The organism is Methylobacillus caricis (genome assembly GCF_020532705.1).
In the GTDB taxonomy this organism is placed as follows: Bacteria; Pseudomonadota; Gammaproteobacteria; order Burkholderiales; family Methylophilaceae; genus Methylobacillus; species Methylobacillus caricis.
Genome location: NZ_JAJAVD010000001.1, coordinates 712,847 through 729,824 on the forward strand (window position 1 = coordinate 712,847; position 16,978 = coordinate 729,824).

The window sequence follows — 16,978 nt, forward strand, 5'->3', positions numbered from 1 at the left end:
TCTCGTCTTATTCATAACTTACCATTTTATCACTGGAAGCCAATCATTGAGCGGTGCTGTATACGGATTGTTCTCCCGGCCATAGTATATGACTGGACTCCAGGTCTGCCTCTGGGCCCAGGGGTTGTTTAAGCAGGCTTGCCAGCTTGTTCTCAGGTACTGGATTGGCCAACAGAAACCCCTGTATCTGATTGCAATGCAGACTGATCAGTATCTGGCGTTGCTCTTCAGTTCTGACATTTTCGGCAATCACCTTCAGGCCGTGGGCCTGGGTCAGTTCAATGATGGCACCAGCAATCGCACGTGATTTCTGGTTGTTGGCCAGGTCATCTGTAAAGCTTTGATCCAGTTTTAGCTCCTTCAGATTGAGGTTTTGCAGATAAGGCAGGCTGGAGAAGCTGGTGCCGAAGTTACTTTGCGAAATCTTCATGCTGACCGACTGCAAGGATCTGAGCAAATCTCCATAGTGTTCAGGCTGTTGCATGAAGATTGTTTCAGGAACTTCCAATACCAATGCGTCTGTGGGAAGGTCAAATTTTTTGCGCAAGCCATCAAGGATGGTTTGCAGTTCCGGATTACGTAGCTGGGCTGCTGCCAGGGGGAGGCACAGATACAGATGGGTGTCTTTGCTGCGAAGTTCATGGGCAATACGGCAGCTTTCTTCAAGCATCCAGATGCTGATGACATCCACTAGCCCCAGGCTTTCCGCAATGGGAAGAAATGTAGCAGGAGGGATGATGCCTTTGTCAGGATGCTGCCATTTCACCAACACTTCAAGACTGGCAATCCTGCGGCTCAAAGTATCCATTCTTGGCTCAAAATATAGCGCGAATTCATTGCGTTCAATGGCGTGATGCAATTCTTGCTGGAGTTCCAGGATGTCATATGAATTGGACTCCAAGCGCTCATCAAAGAACCGGAAGTGATGGCGGCTTTCTGTTTTTGCACGATGCATGGCCGCCTCGGCATATACCAGGAGGCGTTCTGGGTCACCATGCTTGGGATAGAGCGCAATCCCGGCCGATGCTGAAAGGGAAAGCTCATGATGGCCTATGGTGAAGGGGCGGCTCAATACATGCATGATGCGTTGCATGAGCGGTGTAATGTCTGCCTCATTTTTGATGTCTTCAAACAACACCAGAAACTCCTCGCTTCCGTTATACGCGACCAGATCACAGCCACGGATCGCAGCCTGGAGCTGTTTGGCGCTTAAATGGATAATTTCATTGCCTATATGTTGCCCAAGCGATTCATTTATTTTCTTGATGTCGTCCAGCTTGATCAGGGCAACGGCCAAGGCGTTCCCCAAGCGGGTGGTACGGCGAATGCCGATATCCAGATGTTTCTGGAAATAACGTTTGTTAGGTAGTTGGGTAAGAGAATCAAGCATTGCCATCCTGCTGAGCTTGTTAGCGGTATCGCTCAGCAGGATGTTGGCACGATCATCATTGCGGCTATCCATCAGCGCCAGGATTGCTGCAAGCAAAATCAGGGCGGTGGCACTTAGTGCAATAATGATGGCAAGCAGCGTGGGTGGCAGCGAGGATGTTGTTGTATAGACAGCGTGAGGATGAAATTTGGCAGCCGCCATGCCGGAAAAATGCGTACCAATAATCCCTGCTGTCATGACAGCGGCCGCCAGCAGTTGTACTGCCATTCTGTTTTTTCCATAGTGCGTGCGTAGCTGGAAAATGATCAATAAAGCCAGTATGGAGGCACCAATCGAGATCGCTATCGACAAAACGAGTAAAGAAGGGTCGTAGGTAATCTCGGGGAACATGTGCATGGCATGCATGCCAGTGTAATGCATGCCGGTAATGCCTAGGCCCATGATGCCGCCAGCAGCATATAACATCTGCTGACTGATGTGGGGGCGGCTGGCAATATCCAGTGCAAGCCATGAAATACTGACGGCGATCAGCCATGAAAGCACGGTATCGTCCAGTGAATAACCCATGGGAGTCGGCAGTGACAGGGCGAGCATATTGATAAAGTGCGTTGCCCATATGCCGGAACCCATTGCAATGGCGCCAAGCACCAGCCATGCCTTTGCGATCATGGCTTGATTACGGGCAACACGGGCAGCAAACATGAATGCGGTCAGCGAGGAAATGAACGCAATAAAGATTGAGAGTAATACCAGCCGATAATCGTAACTTCCCACCATGATTTTTCCTTGACTCTGCACCGATAACTTGTGCCATGACCCTTAAGGCGCAACTTTTATGCCGAGTAGATCAATCATGAGTTTTTAACTCGATAGATAGAGATGGGGTAGTGTAAGTGTTATTTATAAAACAATAGGATATGTGAAATATTCTGGGTATTTTTGTAGGTGTACTTAATCAGGCGAGCATGATCTGGCAGAAAAAAACAGGCTCCCGGTTGTGAGAGCCTGTTGGTCTTTTGACGCCACTGTCATAATTATGACAGTGGCTGGTTTTACAATCGCAAGAGTGATTGCAAGGTGAATTAAATACCACGCAAGAGTTCGTTAATATCGACTTTTTACCTAAGATGTTTGGCTCTGGCGCCGGCTGGCGCCTTAACCCGGGCAGTTGCCCGGATTAGCCTGCACCGAAAGATCTTGAGAACGTGGGTGTGCCAGCCGTTGGTTAAATGCCGCGCAGCAGCTCGTTGATGCCAACTTTGCCCAAGGTCTTTTCATCCACCTTTTTCACGATGACGGCACAATACAAGCTGTAGCTGCCATCCTTGGAAGGCAGGTTGCCTGACACCACGACAGAGCCTGATGGCACGCGGCCATAGGTAACTTCCCCAGTTTCACGGTCATAAATCTTGGTGGATTGGCCAATGTACACGCCCATGGAAATCACGCAGTTGTCTTCGACAACCACGCCTTCCACCACTTCAGAACGTGCACCAATGAAGCAGTTGTCGCCAATGATGGTAGGGCCGGCCTGAACCGGCTCCAGCACGCCGCCAATGCCTACGCCGCCGGACAGGTGCACGTTCTTGCCAATCTGGGCGCAGGAGCCGACGGTGGCCCATGTGTCTACCATGGTGCCTTCACCAACGTAAGCGCCGATGTTGACGTAAGAAGGCATCAACACTGCATTCTTGGCAATGAAGGAGCCGCGACGCACGATGGCGTTAGGGACTACGCGAAAACCGCCAGCCTTGAAGTCGGCTTCAGTGTAATTGGCGAACTTGGGGGGCACCTTGTCGAAATAGCGGGTCACTCCGTCATCCAGCAGCACATTATCTTCCAGGCGGAAGGAAAGCAGCACGGCTTTCTTGATCCACTGATGCGTCACCCAGTTCTGGCCATCGGTACGTTCGGCAACGCGCAGCTTGCCGCTGTCCAGATCAGCGATCACGCTGAATACAGCATCCTTGATTTCAGCGCTGACAGTAGAAGGTGTGATCTCGGCACGACGCTCGAAAGCGTCTTCGATAATGGTTTGCAATTGACTCATAACAGTTTCCGAATGTGATAGCTAAAAAAACGCTATTTTACCCGAAAGTGCGGCGGATTGACTTTTTGGTGCCAAGGAGCGTTGGCATTTACAGCAGATTGAGACGAGATGAGGTAGCGATATTTTTAAAAGATAGGATTTTTTATTTTTATCCAACCTTGTTCCATCAGGGATATGGCATGAATTCAAAAGCTTGATCGGCGACATTCGCACATTGGCGTGAGTACCGAGCGCAGCGATGGCACGAGGCTATTTCCCGTCCTGACTGCGCCGAGCAGTGGAGCTTTTATCGGATCAGGGCTTGCAGCTGTTTGAGCGTTGGCGAGTTCTGCAAGACCCCGATAAATTGAGCAGTACAGGTTGCCAGGAGCATTGCTCCGGGACGCAGGTAGAGGGTCAGCTTTTCTTTCGTCCTGTTTCTTTTGGCGAAGCAAAAAAATGGACTCGCCCAGCAAGGCGAAAAACCCATTTCGCATTTATTTAGGTTAATGGAGATGAAAAGAGGGGCAGGGAGAGAGTGATGACTCATCCCTGCCAGTCATTTGTCACAGAAAGGCAGGGCCAATTTTAGATTTTTATTTGTTGCTTGCCTTCGCCTGCTGGTACAAAGGCATCACGCTCGGGATCAATGCCTTCAGGTCGGTGATGCGGTTTTCGTTGGAAGGGTGAGTGCTGAGGAATTCGGGAGGTGCCCCGTCATTCTGTGCACTCATCTTTTGCCACAGGGTAACGGCTGCATTAGGGTTATAGCCCGCACGGGCTGCCAGCTCCAGGCCTATACGGTCCGCCTCGCGCTCCTGCTCGCGGCCATTGGGCAGGGAAAAGAACAGGTTGGCCCCCATGGCTGCGGCACCCACACCCATGGCTGCAGTATTGCTGTTCTTGGATGTGGCGGCAAAAATTCCCAGCCCGGTCAGCAGGCCATTCTGTACCGCGGCAATCGACATGCGCTCACGGCCATGCTCGCGCAGTGCATGGGCAATTTCGTGGCCAATGACGGCAGCCAGTTCGTCATCGGTGGCTTTTAGTTTGTCGATCAGGCCGGTATAGACCATGATTTTGCCGCCTGGCATGCAATAGGCATTAATCTGGTCGCTTTCCTCTACATTGACTTCCCATTTCCAGCTGGTGGTATCACTGCGGAAAATGCCCGCCTGCGCGATCAGCCGGTTGGAGATAGTACGTACGCGGTTCAACTCCTTGCTATCGGTATTGAGCTTCTTTTTATCCTTGGCTTCCTTCAATGTGGCGACATAGCTTTCAGCCGACATGCTTTCCACCTGTTGTTCCGACAGCATCAGGAATTGTTTGCGCTGCACTCCTGAGACGCTGGAGTTGGTAGTCGTGGCACAACCAGCAACCTGAATCAGGGCCAGGGCCATTGCGAGTGTGAATGTTTTTTTCATCATTTTGTTTCCTTCAAGCGATGTGATGAGCACTTAAATCATCATGACATTAGAGCGCGATCTGTGCACCGAGCTCGACCACGCGATTAGGTGGAAGTTTAAACTGGTTGGTAACACTATCCGCATTACGGAACATGCCGACAAACAGCTTACTGCGCCAATAGGCCATGCCGGATTGGCGGGTGGCAAGCAATGTTTCCTTACCGATAAAAAATGAAGTTTCCATGGTATCCAGTTCCAGCCCGAGATTCTTGCAGAGCTTGAGATCGCGTGGCAAGTCAGGATCGTCCTTGAACCCGTAATTGACGGTAATGCGGTAGAAGCCGTGCTTTAGTGATTCCAGTCCCAGCCTGCTGCGTTCCGCAATATAGGGTACGTCGGCAATATTCACTGTCAGCAGCACAATGCGTTCATGGAGTATCTTGTTGTGCTTGAGGTTATGCAACATGGCATGAGGTACGCCATGGGGATTGGGTGTCATGAATATGCCTGTGCCTGCCACACGGGTTGGCGGATGGCTTCCGATGGCATCGATGAATGGTTCAAGGAGCATGGACTCATTTTTGAGGCGTTCAAGCAGCAGGCTGCGCCCCCGTTTCCAGGTGGCCATGAGCGTGAAAATAACAATGCCGATCAAGATCGGTACCCAGCCGCCATCAGGGATTTTCAGGATATTGGCACTGAAGAATGCAATATCAATAATGAGGAACAGGCTGACTAGTAACACTGTACGCGTCCAGCTCCAGCGCCAGATACCATGGAACACAATGCCGGCTAGCAATGTTGTGAAGAGCATGTTGCCTGTGACCGCAATGCCATAGGCTGCGGCCAAGTCGCCAGATGAGCCGAAGCCGATCACCAATGCCATGACTGCAAGCATCAGGCTCCAGTTGATGTAAGGCATGTAAATCTGGCCTTTTTGCTGGTCTGAGGTGTGCAGCACGCGCATACGCGGAAGATAGCCTAACTGCAATGCCTGGGCGGAAATTGAAAAGGCACCTGAGATCACGGCCTGGGAGGCAATCACAGTGGCGAGTGTTGCGAGGCCTATCAAGGGGTACAGCATCCACCCGGGCGCCATGAGATAAAAGGGATTCTTGATGGATTCTGCATCATGCAGCACCAGTGCACCCTGGCCAAAGTAGTTAAGCACCAGTGCAGGCAACACAAAAAAGAACCAAGCATAGCGTATTGGCTTGCGGCCAAAGTGTCCCATATCTGCATACAGGGCCTCCACACCGGTGACTGCAAGCACGACCGAACCCAATGCCACAAAAGCAATCCAGGGCGAGTGCAGGAAGAACTGGACGGCATAAACGGGGTTGATGGCATTCAGGACAAGTGGCTCATGCAGGATGTTGACCACACCCAGCGCGCCCAGCGTAAAGAACCAGAGCAGCATGATTGGGCCGAACAGGGTCCCGGCAACCGCAGTGCCCTTGCTTTGCATCCAGAACAGGATCACCAGCACGAACAGGGTGACAGGCACTATGAGGTCATCCAGTGCAGGGGCCGCCACTTGCAGGCCTTCTATTGCTGACAGTACTGAGATTGCCGGGGTGATCATGCCGTCGGCATAGAACATGCAGGCGCCTATGATGCCTGCATACATGACCATGCGTTGCCGGGAAGGGTTGCCAGCAAGATTGCGTCCCGCCAGTGCGAGCAGGGCCATTATGCCTCCCTCGCCGTTGTTGTCTGCACGCATGACGAAGGCCGCGTATTTAACTGATACCACCATGACCAAAGACCAGAGGATGAGCGCCAGTATGCCGAATACATTGTCATGTGTGAGCGGCACCGGATGAGGGCTCACGGCGAACACTTCTTTCATGGTGTAGAGCGGGCTGGTGCCTATATCGCCAAAAACTACACCGAGGGCGGCTAATGCCAGAATGGGAGTGCGGGTTTTGCCGATGCGGGTTGAATCCATTAAATGGGCTCAGGGGAAAGTTGACGTCATTTTACAAGTGTTAGGGTAGAAGCGATAGCGTACGGGATAGTATTAATGTGGATGTGCCTTGGCACGCAGGGCGGCTGCATATGCGCGTTTTGCCCAGATGGATGCCTGCTCACGGTCTTCCAGCATGTCTGCAGGCGCCTGATAGTAAGACATTTTAATCTTGCGTCCCTGCTTGAGATATTCAAAGCAGGGCAGATCCAAAGCTTCGAAATGGGGACGACTTTCATCGTCTGCCTTCAGGTATAGCGTATCCTCAGCCACCAGGCCGAACATGAGGCCGTCATGATAGAGCCCATAGCCGCCGAACATGCGCTTGGCCTGAATGCTGCCGAAATCCCGCAGCATTTCTCCTAGATACTCTATAAATTCATTCATGGGTGCTCTCTTCCATAAGCCTGGTACCGGACAGCTACCGTTCAGGATTTGACGGCTTTGATTTCAGCATCTGCGCTGCCAGAGCCCAGCTTGAGCCTGACACTGTCTCCTGATGACAGTTGCTTGCTGTCATAGACAAGTTCGCCGCTGGCTTTTTCCACCAAGGCATAACCACGCTGCAGTACTGCATTGGGATTGAGATGGGAGAGGTTTTGCTGCAAGCGTAGCCATTGTTGATGCTGTCTCTGCAATTGGCGTTCTATCCCGTGTTGCAGGCGCAGATGAAGTTGCTGCAGATGGTGACGGCGATGTTCCACCTGCTGCATGGGGGACAGGAGCCGCCGGCTTAAATAGTCCAGGTGCTGGGCACGCTGATTCAGTAGGTTGCGTAGCGTGCGTTCCAACCTTTGTGATAGTTGCCCTACGCCTTGCAGGAGTGATATGCGGTCTGGCGTGGTGAGTTCAGCGGCGGCAGTGGGCGTGGCCGCCCTATGGTCAGCCACAAAGTCGGCAATCGTGAAATCGGTTTCATGGCCAACGGCACTGATCACAGGCAGGCGGCAAGCATGGATGGCACGTGCAACCACTTCTTCATTGAATTGCCACAGGTCTTCTATGCTACCGCCGCCGCGGCAGACAATCAGCACATCGCATTCGGCCCTGGCATTGGCAGTGCGGATGGCATTGGCAATCAGTTCCGCCGCCCCTTTGCCTTGCACCGGGGTGGGGTAGATCACCACATTGACCACAGGCATGCGGCGCTTGAGCGTCGTGAGCACATCGCGCAAGGCGGCGGCATCTGCCGAAGTCACTATACCGATTTGGCGTGGGTGCAGCGGGATAGGCTGTTTAAACTGGGCGGCAAACAGCCCTTCCGCCTCCAACTTGGCCTTGAGTTTTTCATAGGCTTCATACAGGGAGCCTAGTCCGGCACGTTGAAGAAACTCTATCGTGAGCTGAAAATCACCGCGGGCTTCATACAAGGTGACGACGGCGCGTGCTTCTACCTTGTCTCCTTCTTTAGGTATCCAGTCCAGATAGCTATTGCGACCCCGAAACATGACGCAACGCACTTGTGCTCCCTGGTCTTTCAGGGAGAAGTACCAGTGGCCAGAGGCGGCGCGGGTCAGGTTGGATATTTCTCCACTGATCCAGAACAAGGGGAAGCTGCGTTCCAGTAATTCTCGCGCCATGCGGTTCAGTTCGCTGACGCTCAATACGCGTTGGGGGTCTGTCATGCCTGTATTTTTGCCTGCTCACTGATTATTAAGGTCTGCAAAATAGTGTGATCAGGCGCTATCCGTTACAATTGCGAGTGTTTAATTATAAGCGCTGGGACTATTACCATGTTCAATAAACTGTTTGCCGGCAGAAGCGGCTATTTGCTGGGCTTCCTCATCAGCTTCGGCCTGGTCGGCTTTGCTCTTTTTATTCAACAGAAGCACAACCTTGAGCCATGTCCCCTGTGCATTTCCCAGCGTATAGCCTTTATGGGGCTGGGCATCTTGTTCCTGATTGCCGCCTTGCATAATCCTGGCGCAACCGGGCGTAAGGTCTATGGCCTGTTACATGTGCTTGCAGCTGTCACAGGCATCGGTATTGCAGCGCGCCATGCCTGGATCCAGGCCAACCCAGACAAAGTGATGGCTGAATGCGGGGCTGGCTTTGACTACATCATGGAGACTTTCCCACTGAAAAAGGCGCTGGACCTGATTTTCAAGGGGACTGGCGAGTGTTCTGCCATAGACTGGACACTGTTTGGTTTAACCATTCCCCAGCTTTCGCTGATTGCATTTGCTGGCCTCGCTTTGTTTGCCATCCTCTTGGCCTTCCTTAAAAGCAAGGCTTGAATGATTGGCCTCGCATGGTTTCTTTGATGCGATCGCCCTATAGAACATGAATGAGAATTGAATGTATAAGACACTGGATGATTTTGTAGGCAACACCCCCCTGGTCAAACTGCAGCGCATGGGCGGCACTAGCAGCAATACCATACTGCTCAAACTGGAAGGCAATAATCCGGCTGGATCGGTCAAGGACAGGCCTGCGCTTTCCATGATCAGGCGTGCAGAAGAGCGGGGCGATATCCAGCCTGGCGACACCCTGATTGAGGCGACTTCGGGCAATACCGGTATTGCCCTGGCCATGGCCGCCGCCATGCGTGGGTACAAAATGGTGCTGGTCATGCCTGACAACCAGAGTGTTGAGCGACGCCAGGCCATGAAAGCTTTTGGCGCCGAGCTGGTGCTGACACCACGGGATGGCAGCATGGAGCTGGCGCGTGATGTTGCCCTCAAGCTGCAGGCCGAAGGGGAGGGCATAGTGCTGGACCAGTTCGGCAACCAGGATAATCCATTGGCGCACTATGAGGGTACCGGCCCCGAAATCTGGAGGGATACAGCAGGCAAGGTCACTCATTTTGTTTCAAGCATGGGTACGACCGGTACCATCATGGGCACGTCGCGCTATCTCAAGGAGCAAAATCCTGATATCCGTATCGTAGGGGTACAGCCTGAAGAAGGTGCACAAATTCCTGGCATCCGTAAATGGCCAGAGGAATATTTGCCTACCATTTATGATGCAAGCCGTGTGGATGAATTGATCTATGTCAGTCAGCAGGACGCCGAGAAAACCACACGCAAGCTGGCCCAGCAGGAAGGCATTTTTGCCGGTATTTCTTCTGGGGGCGCGTTATATGCCGCCCTGCAGTTATCCAAGAAGCTGGAGAATGCCGTGATTGTTTCCATTGTGTGCGATCGTGGCGACCGCTATCTTTCCACCGGGGTTTTCCCTGGGTAGTCCAGTCATTCATGATATATCCGGTCTGGTGTTTCACCAGGCCTTTCCAGCCTGCCGCAGCAAGAACCCCTTCTTCCACCTCTTGGTCCTGATCATTGTTTGCTGGGTATCAGCATTGCAGGCTACCTCGGCTCATGCCATCAGCTCCATCAGTATCGAAGCCGATAGCATAGAGTCGGAGGTAGGCAGTATGCGGCAGCTTAAAGCCCAGTTCGATCTTGATGGGAAAGTCAGTGTGCAAGGCCAGCTCAAGGCCAGGGATGATCTCCAGTGGAGTGATACAAGCCTGGAATGTGCCCGGCTGATCAATCCTCAACGTGGGCACTGGCGCTGCCAGGAGGGAAAGCTTGTTGGTCATAACATGCAACTGCCGTTTTCGCTTGATCTGACACAAACCAATACAGGCAGCGGTCAGCGCTATGCTGTGCAACTGGATCTGAAGGAAGCATCCTTCAGTGACGCTGCAGGACTGCGTGCCGGAGAAAAGCTTACAGCCACTCTGGCGCTGGAGGCGGTACAGAATCATCGGGGATGGCAGTGGCAGGCCAGGCTGGATTGGAAAAGCGGGGAGCTCTTTTGGCAGCCGTTGTATTTTGCCGAAGGGGGGCACCGGCTGGTGGCCAGTGGGAGTTGGGGTAATGGCACGCTGACCGTCAGCCAGGCTGATTTGCTCTTGGACAAAGTCGGCCAGGCCAGTATAGGCGGGCAATGGGTCAATGGCAGTCTGGATGGCTTGCATCTGGATGCTGCGGACCTGGATATTGCGACGCTCTATCCATTGTTGTTGCAGCCAATGCTGCAGGGTACGTCATTGGATAAGCTGGAGCTCGAAGGGCGTGCCAGACTGAAACTCAAGGTGGAGCATGGGGAAGTGCGTTCTTTTCTGCTGGATTTGAAGAATGCTGATATCGAGGACCAGGATGGCCGCTTTGCCTTGTATCAAATCAATACCCGTATTCCGTGGTCTTATGAGGACCCACAGGTGATGCAGTTTTCATATGAAAGCGGCCATTTGCTGAAAATTCCGCTGGGACAGGCCAGTATCATGGCGGATATCAACCGTTATTCAGTGACTACTTCCCAGCTCTATCTGCCCATCTTGGATGGAGCACTCAGCCTGACTGATGTGTCCGCAGCCCGTGTTGGTGGCAGTTGGCACTGGCATTTGCGTGCCAACCTGGTGCCTATCTCCATGCCTGAACTGAGCCAGGCACTTGGCTGGCCGCGCATGGAGGGGAAGGTGGCAGCTGCCATCCCTATGGTGACTTATAGTGGAGGCAACCTGGTCGCGGATGGTGATCTGCTGTTCCAGCTGTTCAACGGCGACATTTCTGTGAGCGGGCTGAACATGCAAACCCCTCTGGGGCTGGCTCCCAGGCTCAATGCCCACGTGGCCATGCGCCATCTTGACCTGGGGGACATTACCCGAACTTTCTCTTTTGGCGCGATCGAAGGCAAGCTGGATGGCGATGTAAGAAACCTGGAGCTATCCAATTGGCAACCGGTAAAGTTTGATGCCAGCTTGCGCAGCAGTCCCGGCAGTTATCGCAAGAAAATCTCGCAACGCGCGGTGGAGAATATTACGGCGCTGGGCGGAGCAGGGGCTGCCGCTGCCATACAGCGTAGCGTGTTGCGTTTTTTCAGTGAGTTTAATTACAAGGAAATCGGCTGGAATTGCCAATTACGCAACGATGTCTGCCAGATGAGCGGGGTGGAATACACGCCACAAGGTTATGTGATCGTGAAGGGAAGCGGTATTCCGGCGATTACGGTCATGGGCTATAACCACAATGTGGGCTGGAGTGACCTGCTTGCACGTCTCAAGCGCGTGACCGAGGGCAACAGTACACCTGTTATTCAATAATGATCCAGCCAGCGCCTTGCAGCATAATTGCCAGGCTGTTTTGTAGCCTGCCTGCCTGCCCCATCCTGAGTTACAATCACTTCCTCATATGGAAAAACTGTTTGCGGGCCACAATCACGCTAAATATTAAAGGGCAATTGAATGCTGAGAACATGGTTCTGGGCAGCACCGCTGGCGCTGCTGTTAACACTATCGGCCTGTGTCACCATCAATATCTATTTTCCCGCTGCCGCTGCGGAAAAAGCTGCCGACCGGATTATTGACGATGTCTGGCAGCTCAAGGAAAAAACGGATGGCAAGGCTGCACCCTCCGACAGCCAACAAGAGGTAAGGTAAATGAAAAAATTAATTGTATTCAGCATGTTGATGGCCGGCCTGATGATTGCGCCCCTGGTAAATGCGGCGGCTGATCTTGAGATAAACACCCCGGCTATTTCCACCATCAAGAACAGTATGCAGGCGCGGCATGGGCAGCTGGCCGGGTTTTATGCCAGCGGAGCGGTTGGTTTCACGCGAGATGGCCTAGTGGCAGTCCGTGATGCCAATGCAGTACCGTTGGCACAGCGCCAGAGCCTCAATTCGCTGGTCGCTGCGGAAAACAATGACCGCAATGCGCTGTACAAGGAAATTGCCAGCGGCAACGGCCATCCCGAATGGGAGTCAGAGGTGCGCAGTACTTTCGCCCAGCGCTGGATCCAGAAAGCCCAAGGCGGTTGGTATTATCAGGATGGTGGCGGTTGGGTGAAGAAGTAACAATTTAAGACTTAGTTAAACGACGCAACGACATGACGCCTACGCTTATATTCGATATTGAAACCATCCCTGATACCGATGGCTTGCGCAAGCTATACAGCCTGCCGCCAGAGACCACGGATGAGGATGTGGCGCGCGTGGCATTTCACAAGCGCCGCCAGCAGAATGGCAGCGAGTTTCTGCCCCTGCACCAGCATCGGGTGGTGGCCATTTCCTGTGCATTGCGGGAGGGCGATAGTTTTCGCGTATGGACATTGGGAGCTGCAGATGCTCCCGAACATGAGATCATCCAGCGTTTTTATGACGGCATAGAGAAGTACACACCGAACCTGGTGTCCTGGAATGGCAGTGGATTTGACCTGCCGGTATTGCATTACCGTGGCCTGGTGCATGGCATTGCGGCACCACGCTACTGGGATATGGGCGACGATGACCGTGAATTCAAATGGAATAATTACATCAGCCGCTACCATACACGCCATCTGGACCTGATGGACTTGTTGGCAATGTTCAATGGCCGTGCGAACGCGCCCCTGGATGACCTGGCGCAGCTATGCGGTTTCCCCGGCAAGTTGGGCATGGATGGCAGCAAGGTCTGGGATGCTTATGTGAATGGTGAAATTAACGCAATCCGTGACTATTGCGAAACTGATGTGGCAAACACCTATCTGGTGTTTCTGCGCTTCCAGTTAATGCGCGGCGCATTGGATCAGGCCGCTTATGCCAGTGAAATCCAGCTAGTGCGCGATACCCTGGCAGGCTACCCAGGCCGCCATTGGCAGGAATTCTTACAACACTGGAACCACTGAACCAGCAGCGTACGTGATGTACCTGCTGTATTGATATCTTAAAGTTTTCTCGAATCAACGCATGAACAATCCTATTGCTCTTATTGAATCCCTGGACCAGGAGGGTCGCGGTGTCGCCCATGTGGACGGCAAGACTATCTTCATTGACGGCGCCCTGCCGGGGGAACGTGTCACCTTCAAGTCCCATCGACGTAAATCCAGCTATGAAGTGGCAGATGCGGTCGATATCCTGCAGGCCTCCCATTTGCGGCTTACACCGGCTTGTTCGCATTTTGGCGTCTGTGGCGGATGTGCCATCCAGCATCTTGAATTGTCCGGACAGGTGGCGGCCAAGCAACGCATGCTTGAGGATAATCTCTGGCATATAGGCAAGACTAATGCGGAACGTATGTTGCCCGCCATTTATGGTCCTGCCTGGGGATATCGGCACAAGGCCAGGCTGCGCGTGCGTTATGTCGCCAAAAAGGGCGGGGTACTGGTCGGGTTCAACGAGAAAAACAGCAGCTTTGTCGCAGATATGGACAGCTGCAAGGTGCTGCCACAGAAAATTTCCGACCTGATTGTGCCCTTGCAGCACTTGGTAGGACAGCTCAGTATCCGCGAGCGTATTCCACAGATCGAGGTGGCGGTGGGCGAGCAGGCAACGGTGTTGGTGCTGCGCATACTTGAGCCGTTGCAACCTCAGGACACGCCTGTCATCAGGGCATTTGCCGACAAGTATGAAGTCCAGATATGGACCCAGAGCAAGGGACCGGATACCGTGCAGCCGTTCTATCCCCCGGATGGCCCTGGCCTGAGTTATTCATTGCCCGAGTTTGACCTGGTCTATCCGTTCAAGCCCACCGAGTTCACCCAGGTGAACCCGCATATCAACCGCGTCATGCTGCGGCGTGCCATGCAACTGCTGGCACCACAGGCTGGAGAGCGGATCGCCGATTTCTTCTGTGGCCTAGGCAACTTCACCTTGCCGATTGCGCGTAGCGGCGCTTCGGTGTTTGGCATGGAAGGCTCGGCTGCGCTGGTGGCACGCGCCCATGAGAGTGCCGCCCTGAATGGCTTGCAGGAGCAGGTGGATTTCCAGGAGGCAGACTTGTTCAAAATGACGCCGGAGGCCCTGCAATCGCTGGGGCATTTCGACAAATGGCTGATAGACCCGCCGCGCGATGGCGCCCTGGAGCTGGTGAAATCCCTGCCGGATGTGGATGATCCTGCCGCTGAAACTGCTCATGCGCCGCAACGCATTGTCTATGTATCCTGCAATCCTGCCACCCTGGCGCGGGATGCTGGCATGCTGGTGCATGCAAAGGGATACCGTATGCTGGCGGGTGGTGTCATCAATATGTTCCCGCATACGTCGCATGTAGAGTCTATTGCGATTTTTGAGAAAACCGCATAATGAAAATCGGCCTGGTGGCTCGCCTGCTGGCATTGACCGCTCTTGCAGTGGTTTTGCTGCTCATGCTTGATGCATGCAGCCGTACAGGCAGTCATGATGATATCCGCAGTGCAGTCAGCCAGTTACCGCAGACGCTCGATCCACGATATGCGACGGATGCATCCTCTGCGCGGGTCAACCGCTTGTTGTATCGATCACTGGTTGATTTTGATGGACATTACAGGCCCAAGCCCGACCTTGCCACCTGGCGGGTATTATCACCACGCCTGTTCCGGTTTACCCTGAGGCAGGAAGGCCGCAATTTCCATGACGGCCGCCACCTCACTGCCGAGGATGTGGCAGCAACCTATCAATCAGTAAAAGAACTTGCCGACTCTCCCCATGCGGCTGAGTTTGCCAATATCAACAAGATCGAGGTGCGTGATGAAAGCACCCTGGATTTCTTTCTGCAAGATGCCGATAGCAATTTCCCTTCGCGCCTGGTGATCGGCATCATGCCGGCTGAACTGATTGCCCGCGAACATGATTTTTCCCGTGAGCCTGTTGGCAGCGGCCCCTTGAAGTTTGTTTCCTGGCGGCGCGATCTCAAGCTGGAGCGCCTGAGCGACCGGCAGCGCTTTTCTTTTGAGGAAATCCGGGATCCTACTGTGCGGGTACTCAAGCTGGTACGCGGTGAAACCGACATGCTGCAGGGAGACTTGCCGCCGGAGCTTGTCGGCTACCTGAAAAAACAGCCAGCTATTAAGGTGACTGAGTCCCGCGGCTCCAATTTTTCCTACTTGGGGGTCAATTTTACCGATCCGCAATTGCAGAATCCGCTGGTGCGACAAGCGCTTGCTCATGCCATCGACCGCGAAACCATTATCCGGCACGCCCTGGTCGGCGGTAGCCGCCTGGCTGAAACTATCCTGCCGCCTGAGCACTGGGCTGGCAATCCCGACCTGGAAGCCTATGCCTACGATCCGCTTTTGGCACGTGACCTGCTGGCGCAGGCTGGTATCAAGCTTCCCTTGAAATTGGTATACAAGACCTCAACTGACGCTCAGCGTGTGCGTTTAGCCACCATGATGCAGGCACAGATGAAATTAGCCGGGATTGACCTTGAAATTCGCAGCCTGGATTGGGGCACGTTTTTTGAGGATATCAAGCGCGGTAATTTCCAGCTTTATGGTTTGATGTGGGTCGGCATCAAGACGCCCGAAATTTACCACCTGGCATTTCACTCCAGCTCAATACCTCCCAAGGGGGCAAACCGCGGTCATTTTGCGGACCGCAAGGTGGACGAAATGATTGCTGTCAGCGACTGGGCTAACGTTGCGAGCCGGGTACATGAACAACTGCCCTATATCCCGCTCTGGTATGAGGGCCAGTTTGCCGCTGTGCGAAAAAATATTGTCGGCTATGATCTCCGGCCTGATGGAGGCTGGGATGGCCTGACCCAAGTCAAGCGCAGCAGGATGAAGTCAGTCTTTCCGGGTAAGAACACGCTGTAAATCATGACTCTGCATATTGAGATATCTATCCCTCAACAGCGTTTGCGATTGCTGAACCAGCAGGACGAATTGCTGCGTGAGTTTGCGGTATCTACCGCCCTCAATGGAGCAGGGGAGCAGAAGAACAGCTATTGCACCCCGCGTGGCCTTCACCTTGTTCGTGCCAAGATCGGGGCCGGTATGCCCCTGGGTATGGTTTTCCGGGCACGCAGGCCTACAGGTGAAATCTGGACCAGGACGCTCGCTGAGCAACATCCCGGACGCGACTGGATACTGACCCGCATACTCTGGCTTTCTGGGTGCGAACCAGGTTACAACCGGCTGGGCAATGTAGACAGCATGCAGCGCTATATCTATATCCACGGCACACCGGATACCGAGCCCATGGGTGAACCCCAATCCCATGGCTGCATACGTATGCGTAACCGGGATGTGGCAGAGTTGTTTGACATGGTTGAAGTTGGCATTCAGGTGGATATTACAGGTTAATCGTGGACTGGCAGTTGACGGGATCCAATGTGTCTTGGTCATATGCAATGCGGTGGTGTAGCTTGAATCAAAGGGAGGGTGAAGTGTTATTCAAAAGAGGCGGCCGATATCAAATCAGCGATGGTCTGATCCAACGTTTGGAGCTTACCTATGAGCTTGAAATGCTCAAGGGATACCTAAAATCATTCTCA

Annotated in this window: 15 protein-coding genes; 9 read left to right on the plus strand and 6 right to left on the minus strand. The window is 53.3% G+C overall.

The features are described 5' to 3' along the window. Nucleotides 1–43: 43 nt before the first annotated feature. From LG200_RS03425 to xseA, 6 genes are all read right to left on the minus strand, one after another. Nucleotides 44–2,167: a putative bifunctional diguanylate cyclase/phosphodiesterase gene (locus tag LG200_RS03425; RefSeq protein ID WP_226756195.1), complete on the minus strand. Its 2,124-nt coding sequence runs from the start codon at nt 2,165–2,167 to the stop codon at nt 44–46. A gap of 448 nt (nt 2,168–2,615) precedes the next feature. After that, entirely contained in the window at nt 2,616–3,440 is an 825-nt protein-coding gene (gene dapD / locus LG200_RS03430; RefSeq protein WP_226756196.1) for a 2,3,4,5-tetrahydropyridine-2,6-dicarboxylate N-succinyltransferase, read from the minus strand. Between the two features lie 575 nt (nt 3,441–4,015). Then, nucleotides 4,016–4,846, minus strand: a complete 831-nt coding sequence (locus LG200_RS03435; RefSeq protein WP_226757290.1) for a M48 family metallopeptidase — start codon at nt 4,844–4,846, stop codon at nt 4,016–4,018. Between the two features lie 49 nt (nt 4,847–4,895). Continuing rightward, on the minus strand, nt 4,896–6,779 hold the full coding sequence (locus tag LG200_RS03440) for a potassium transporter Kup (RefSeq protein WP_226756197.1): 1,884 nt from the start codon (nt 6,777–6,779) through the stop codon (nt 4,896–4,898). Nucleotides 6,780–6,851: 72 nt separating this feature from the next. Continuing rightward, entirely contained in the window at nt 6,852–7,184 is a 333-nt protein-coding gene (locus LG200_RS03445; protein ID WP_226756198.1) for a TfoX/Sxy family protein, read from the minus strand. A 41-nt stretch (nt 7,185–7,225) separates the two neighbouring features. Then, on the minus strand, nt 7,226–8,422 hold the full coding sequence (gene xseA, locus LG200_RS03450; protein WP_226756199.1) for an exodeoxyribonuclease VII large subunit: 1,197 nt from the start codon (nt 8,420–8,422) through the stop codon (nt 7,226–7,228). A gap of 108 nt (nt 8,423–8,530) precedes the next feature. On the opposite strand from xseA, the gene LG200_RS03455 reads away from it, so the two are divergent. The 9 genes from LG200_RS03455 to LG200_RS03495 all read left to right on the plus strand — a co-directional run bounded on the left by LG200_RS03455 (nt 8,531) and on the right by LG200_RS03495 (nt 16,787). Continuing rightward, nucleotides 8,531–9,034: a disulfide bond formation protein B gene (locus tag LG200_RS03455; RefSeq protein WP_226756200.1), complete on the plus strand. Its 504-nt coding sequence runs from the start codon at nt 8,531–8,533 to the stop codon at nt 9,032–9,034. Nucleotides 9,035–9,095: 61 nt separating this feature from the next. Next, a complete protein-coding gene (gene cysM / locus LG200_RS03460) occupies nt 9,096–9,983 on the plus strand; it encodes a cysteine synthase CysM (protein WP_226756201.1) in 888 nt (295 codons plus the stop codon). Continuing rightward, nucleotides 9,922–11,847, plus strand: a complete 1,926-nt coding sequence (locus LG200_RS03465) for a translocation/assembly module TamB domain-containing protein (protein WP_226756202.1) — start codon at nt 9,922–9,924, stop codon at nt 11,845–11,847. The genes cysM and LG200_RS03465 overlap by 62 nt, the downstream gene beginning before the upstream one ends. Before the next feature lie 141 nt (nt 11,848–11,988). Beyond that, entirely contained in the window at nt 11,989–12,183 is a 195-nt protein-coding gene (locus LG200_RS03470) for a hypothetical protein (protein WP_226756203.1), read from the plus strand. Beyond that, entirely contained in the window at nt 12,184–12,600 is a 417-nt protein-coding gene (locus tag LG200_RS03475; protein WP_226756204.1) for a YdbL family protein, read from the plus strand. Between the two features lie 32 nt (nt 12,601–12,632). Next, a complete protein-coding gene (locus tag LG200_RS03480; RefSeq protein ID WP_226756205.1) occupies nt 12,633–13,409 on the plus strand; it encodes a 3'-5' exonuclease in 777 nt (258 codons plus the stop codon). A 61-nt stretch (nt 13,410–13,470) separates the two neighbouring features. Next, nucleotides 13,471–14,805, plus strand: a complete 1,335-nt coding sequence (gene rlmD, locus LG200_RS03485) for a 23S rRNA (uracil(1939)-C(5))-methyltransferase RlmD (protein WP_226756206.1) — start codon at nt 13,471–13,473, stop codon at nt 14,803–14,805. Then, nucleotides 14,805–16,298, plus strand: coding sequence for an ABC transporter substrate-binding protein (locus LG200_RS03490; RefSeq protein WP_226756207.1), 1,494 nt, complete (start codon nt 14,805–14,807; stop codon nt 16,296–16,298). The genes rlmD and LG200_RS03490 overlap by 1 nt, the downstream gene beginning before the upstream one ends. 9 nt (nt 16,299–16,307) lie before the next feature. Further along, the gene (locus tag LG200_RS03495; protein ID WP_226757291.1) at nt 16,308–16,787 is read left to right on the plus strand and encodes a L,D-transpeptidase; all 480 of its coding nucleotides are present in this window, start codon (nt 16,308–16,310) and stop codon (nt 16,785–16,787) included. The last annotated feature ends 191 nt before the right edge of the window (nt 16,788–16,978 follow it).

Bases quoted from the DNA above. Each gene is read 5' to 3' on its own strand.
- LG200_RS03425 (WP_226756195.1), bottom strand. From the start codon at position 2,167: ATGGTGGGAAGTTACGATTATCGGCTGGTATTACTCTCAATCTTTATT.
- dapD (WP_226756196.1), bottom strand. From the start codon at position 3,440: ATGAGTCAATTGCAAACCATTATCGAAGACGCTTTCGAGCGTCGTGCC.
- LG200_RS03435 (WP_226757290.1), bottom strand. From the start codon at position 4,846: ATGAAAAAAACATTCACACTCGCAATGGCCCTGGCCCTGATTCAGGTT.
- LG200_RS03440 (WP_226756197.1), bottom strand. From the start codon at position 6,779: ATGGATTCAACCCGCATCGGCAAAACCCGCACTCCCATTCTGGCATTA.
- LG200_RS03445 (WP_226756198.1), bottom strand. From the start codon at position 7,184: ATGAATGAATTTATAGAGTATCTAGGAGAAATGCTGCGGGATTTCGGC.
- xseA (WP_226756199.1), bottom strand. From the start codon at position 8,422: ATGACAGACCCCCAACGCGTATTGAGCGTCAGCGAACTGAACCGCATG.
- LG200_RS03455 (WP_226756200.1), top strand. From the start codon at position 8,531: ATGTTCAATAAACTGTTTGCCGGCAGAAGCGGCTATTTGCTGGGCTTC.
- cysM (WP_226756201.1), top strand. From the start codon at position 9,096: ATGTATAAGACACTGGATGATTTTGTAGGCAACACCCCCCTGGTCAAA.
- LG200_RS03470 (WP_226756203.1), top strand. From the start codon at position 11,989: ATGCTGAGAACATGGTTCTGGGCAGCACCGCTGGCGCTGCTGTTAACA.
- LG200_RS03475 (WP_226756204.1), top strand. From the start codon at position 12,184: ATGAAAAAATTAATTGTATTCAGCATGTTGATGGCCGGCCTGATGATT.
- LG200_RS03480 (WP_226756205.1), top strand. From the start codon at position 12,633: ATGACGCCTACGCTTATATTCGATATTGAAACCATCCCTGATACCGAT.
- rlmD (WP_226756206.1), top strand. From the start codon at position 13,471: ATGAACAATCCTATTGCTCTTATTGAATCCCTGGACCAGGAGGGTCGC.
- LG200_RS03490 (WP_226756207.1), top strand. From the start codon at position 14,805: ATGAAAATCGGCCTGGTGGCTCGCCTGCTGGCATTGACCGCTCTTGCA.